The sequence below is a fragment of the Planktothrix sp. genome (assembly GCF_046067725.1).
Classification (GTDB): Bacteria; Cyanobacteriota; Cyanobacteriia; order Cyanobacteriales; family Microcoleaceae; genus Planktothrix.
Genome location: NZ_JBJUDF010000144.1, coordinates 1 through 4,919, shown reverse-complemented (window position 1 = coordinate 4,919; position 4,919 = coordinate 1). Strand labels below are relative to the sequence as shown.

The 4,919-nt window shown below is 39.6% G+C and carries 5 protein-coding genes; 2 read left to right on the top strand and 3 right to left on the bottom strand.

Features of this window, described 5'->3' with window-relative positions; genetic code table 11:
- Positions 1–856 (bottom strand): FAD binding domain-containing protein (locus ACKPEB_RS08200; RefSeq protein WP_408964388.1); only part of this gene is annotated, 856 nt, incomplete at its 3' end.
- Between the two features lie 156 nt (positions 857–1,012).
- Between ACKPEB_RS08200 and ACKPEB_RS08195 the strand changes: the two genes are divergently transcribed.
- Entirely contained in the window at positions 1,013–1,567 is a 555-nt protein-coding gene (locus ACKPEB_RS08195) for a 2'-5' RNA ligase family protein (RefSeq protein ID WP_408964387.1), read from the top strand.
- 15 nt (positions 1,568–1,582) lie between these two features.
- Here the strand turns inward: ACKPEB_RS08195 and ACKPEB_RS08190 are convergent, their stop codons facing one another.
- Both ACKPEB_RS08190 and ACKPEB_RS08185 read right to left on the bottom strand, forming a co-directional pair.
- Positions 1,583–2,428, bottom strand: a complete 846-nt coding sequence (locus ACKPEB_RS08190) for an Rpn family recombination-promoting nuclease/putative transposase (RefSeq protein WP_408964389.1) — start codon at positions 2,426–2,428, stop codon at positions 1,583–1,585.
- A gap of 190 nt (positions 2,429–2,618) precedes the next feature.
- Positions 2,619–3,551: an alpha/beta fold hydrolase gene (locus ACKPEB_RS08185; RefSeq protein ID WP_408964386.1), complete on the bottom strand. Its 933-nt coding sequence runs from the start codon at positions 3,549–3,551 to the stop codon at positions 2,619–2,621.
- Positions 3,552–3,702: 151 nt separating this feature from the next.
- On the opposite strand from ACKPEB_RS08185, the gene infC reads away from it, so the two are divergent.
- A complete protein-coding gene (infC, locus tag ACKPEB_RS08180; protein WP_072718413.1) occupies positions 3,703–4,236 on the top strand; it encodes a translation initiation factor IF-3 in 534 nt (177 codons plus the stop codon).
- Positions 4,237–4,919 lie beyond the last annotated feature (683 nt).

The following is a 4,919-nucleotide window of genomic DNA, read 5'->3' as shown; positions in this document are numbered from 1 at the left end:
TAGCTCGGTTGCGAATTTGTCGAGCCGCAAACCAAGATAACATTTCATCCAAACTAGGGAATATTCCCTTTAAGTTTTCTTCAAGATGACTCAAAGGAATTGCAGCCCCAATTTCTACATCCTCTGAAGTTTGTTTAAGTTCCAGTAGTTCTGTAACGGATTCTAAAGAAATTAAAATCGGGAATTCTTGGCGATGGTGACTCATTTCTAAGCCTAAATCCGTTGCTCCTGCAACTAATTTAGCATCGGGATATTGTTGTAAAAGCTTGAGAACCTCGGAGAGTTGAAGCGGACAAAAAAATTGTTGATCTGAGGTAAGATAATGAATAGAATTAAACCCTAAGTTAAGTTGTTTTAAACGTTCACTAAATTGATCACAAGGATACCTATGATTAACGATTTCTGCAACTCGACGAATGGGTAAATAACCCGTACATCGACATAAATTTCCTTCTAAAGATTCATCATTAACCTCGTTTTTGTAGTACGCGGTAAACAAACTCATAATAAATCCGGGGGTACAATAACCGCATTGAGAACCCCCCAAACTCACCATCGCTGTCTGTACCGGATGTAAACCGTTTTTCCCCACTCCTTCAACCGTAACGATTTCCCGTCCCGCCATCGTCGCCAAGGGAATTAAACAACTATTCATCGCCAGATATTGGGGGCGTCCGTCCGCACCCTGACCCACAACCGCCACTGTACAAGCTCCACAGTCCCCATCCCCACACCCCTCCTTCGTCCCCACCCGTCCACTGTGGCGCAAATATTCCAACAAGGTCAGGGTCGGGGAACAATCTTGAATCAAAACCTTTTCACCATTAATTGTTAAGCTGAAACTGTTGTTTTGCATAGGTTGTAGCTTTTCAAGGTCAGGATTGATTGTTATACCATCTCTGCACAATTATTAAAATTTGTCAAGATCATCTCGGAAACACTCAATCGGGAGCTTAAACAACAGATAAGATGATGATTATGTTAATTAATTCTGTTTACTATTCCCTATTCTATGAAAGATTCTGAACGCCTGTTTTTTATTGCTTTACTTCCTCCTCAAATTATTCAAGATGAAATTACCGAAATTAAACACTATTTTGCTCAAACGTATAATAGCCGTCATGCGTTAAAATCTCCTCCCCATATTACCTTACAACCTCCGTTTAAATGGTTAACAGAAAACTTGCCAATTTTAGAACAGCATTTAAGCCAATTTGCGCTGGACGTTTCCCCAATTCCCATCACTTTATCCGGGTTTAGTGCCTTTCCTCCCCGTGTTATTTTTGTAGATGTGATCAAAAATCCAGAATTAATTAATATTCAACAACAGTTAATGAATCACTTAGAAAACCAACTCAATATTGTTCATGAAGTTTCTAAAAAACGTCCATTTTCTCCCCATGTAACCGTTGCGTTTAAAGATTTAACTCGAACTGCATTTAAAGCAGCATGGCTAGAATTTGCCCAACGTCCAATTTATTTTGAGTTTACTGTTCCTCAATTAACGTTATTAATTCATAACGGACAAAACTGGAATATTAAAGCAGAATTTCCGTTCCTCAATTAAGTTTATTCTGAATCATTAATCCTCAGTTACTTGCTGCCGTAACTCTTGAACAACTTGCAAACTTAATCCGGTTACTTTTACAATTTCCTCATCATTTAATCGCTCTAGTAAGTTTCGAGCAATTTCACGCTTTTCTTCTTCTCGTCCTTGTTCTCGTCCCAGCGCAACCGCACCTTGTTGATCATAAATAAACATTTCCCGACGTTCTAAATCTTCTAATTCCTCAGCCGTTAAACCCGCTTGATTAGCAATTTCAAAAGCTCGGTGTAGTTCAGGAATATCATCCATATTTTCAGGAATAGAAGTCAATGATCTCGCAAATTTGATAAAGTAAATCCATTTATCCGTAATGGTTTCAAGCTGATCAAGTTCTTTGGTAAACTTAGGCAATTCAACAAAGACTAACTCAATATCATTATCCTGATAATACCAGCCTTCTGACTTTTCTCGATAAACAAAACGGGAAATCATTAATTCATGATCAGCGAACATCTCAAAATCAGTAATGGTTAAAGCAATGACAGGTTTAAGCATACGATAGCCTTCTCCCGCTTGTAATTGAAACGAGTATGTTTTAGCTGCATTAAACAAAACTCTTTTGCCAAAAGATTGTACGTTTAAAACCTGCATTTCAATAATGACTAATGTACCGTCATTCAGTCTGGCTTTAACATCCAAATAGGTATCTTTTAAGCCAACAATTTTAGGCGGTAAGTTGGGATTGATAATTTCTAAGTCTATAATGGTAGAATGACCGTTATAAACTAAGGCGTTGAGAAAGCTAATGAGAATATCTTTGCTTTCGGTAGAACCAAAGATCTTTTTAAAAGCGTAGTCTGTTTTGGGGTTGATAAATCTCATCATTTTAATCTAACCTCTTTTTTACCCTTTTACCCTCAATCCTATCAAACCAATCATATTCAATTAATAACAATTTTCATAACAGGATAGGAAATAAAATCGCCAAAACAGAACCAAAAAACTTGACAAAATCCCCCATCGGGAAGATAATGTTCTTAGGGATAACTTGACTATACACTTGACTTAAAAATCAACGCTCAAAACCAGTAAAGCTTTCCTGCAACCAAGTTAAAATTTCTGCATTCACCCGTTCAGGACATTCATCATGGGGACAATGACCCGCATTCTCTAATTCAACTAATTTTAATTGAGAGTGATATTGGGAATATTGACGGGGGTTAGCCAATTGAATGGGAATCAAGCGATCTTGTAAACCCCAAAGCAATAAAATCGGAATATTCAACTGTGGAAATAAGGTTTTAACCGCAGGGCCTAAGCGGGGGCTACCCATCGTTTTAAAAATAGAACAAAATGCCCGTGCTGCCCCTCGTTCTAAAACAGGAGTAACTAAAATTTCAACTAATTCATCCGTAATCGCATGGGGATTATTATAAGCTAACTGTACCCAACGACGGATAAAACTAGGACGACGAGCCAGAGTAAAAAATAATCTTAAAACGGGCGGAGAAGCGACAATATTTTGTACCGTTTCCACCACAGGAATTGACCAAGGTGGTAACATTTCTAATTGTAAACCCGGGTCAGGAAGACTAATTAAAACTAATCCCTGTGCTAATTCAGGATATTGAGAAGCCACCATGACACTAATCAAAGAACCAATGGAATTACCCACTAAAATTGCAGGTTCTCCGATAAAAGTCTTCCAAAAGTCATAAACTTGATCCACCCATAATTGAGTGTTATAGGGAGCAATTGCCTTTTCTGATGCACCAAACCCCAATAAATCCAACGCATAAACCGTATGGGTTTGACTGAATTCGGCTAAATTGTGTCGCCAATGTCCAATGGATGCCCCAAAGCCATGTAAAAAGATCATCGGATAACTGGGACGAGCAGCGAGGGACAAAGGGGGGCGAGTATAGGCGTAGCGAATGCGCCAACCCCTCCAAATCCAGTCTCGTTGACACCCAACTTGGTTTTGCCAACCTGTGGAACTAACCAAACATCCTCCCATCACAACATAACTTTACATTTTCTAATCTTAACGTTTCTGGAATTTAGGTTAAATTGGGGACAGAATATCGATTGAGTGAGTACAATAAACAATTGTAGATCTATCTCACCATCCTATTAATCGCTTGCAAACTTCTTTAATGCCTGTGACCGATAAAAAAATCAATCGCAATTTGCCTCCAATTAACGAAAATATCCGATTTCCCAAAATCCGGGTCATCGATGCAGATGGCTCTCAACTGGGGATTATCACACCCCGTGAAGCCTTACGGGTAGCGGAGGAAAAAGAACTCGACTTGGTATTAGTCAGCGACAAAGCCGACCCTCCTGTCTGTCGCATTATGGACTATGGCAAGTATAAGTACGAACAGGAAAAGAAAGTTCGAGAAGCCAAGAAAAAACAACACACCATTGATGTTAAGGAAGTCAAAATGCGCTACATTATTGACGATCACGATTACAAAGTGCGCGTCAATCAAGCCAAACGCTTCCTGCAATCAGGAGATAAAGTCAAAGCTACCATTATGTTTCGAGGTCGAGAAATTCAACACAGTCACCTCGCTAAAGAACTCCTCGACCGCATGGCTGTTGACTTACAAGAATTGGCAGAGGTGCAACAAGAACCCAAACAAGAGGGACGCAGCATGATGATGTTGCTCTCGCCGAAGAAATAGACCGGAACCGTTAAGGTCTGCTTAGATCAATCCTCGTTCAACTTGAAAACCCACACTTCTCGTCGAGTAAGTGTGGGTCGTTCACAATATGAATCCTATCTCCGTAATCAATACACATTTATAGGGCTACCCATTACAGTTAGGACATTTCTAAATCCTGAAATTCCTTTACTGTTCCCTGTTCCCTGTTCCCTGTTCCCTGTTCCCTTGCGCGTAGCGCTATAGAGCCCGGATTATTAAAAAAACATAAAATCATGTCAAAAAGTGCTAATTTACGTTAAAATTGGCTGTTATTAAAAAAAATACCGAACTAAACTCTTTAAGAACAATCAGCCACACAGTTTTTAGATCAACGGCTGAAACCCTGATTCTATGGTGAGCCAGCTTGCGATCTTTGAGTCTGAAACCCCTCGTACCTGTCACAAAGTGCCCGCAGTATTGTCACCAAAAAACTCAGCTTGAAAGCCTTGACTGATTGTTTTTAATCGGTCTATGGGTGGTTTCCCATTGAAGTTTGACTGAATCACGATTGTAGAAATTTATGACACAACATCCTCAAGACCCTAGCGTTGAGCCACTCGAAAAGTTTTTTGTGGTGGGAATAGGGGCATCAGCCGGAGGATTACACCCGTTAGAAATATTGGTTACTAATTTACTCCATCATCCGGGTGCCGCTTTTGTGG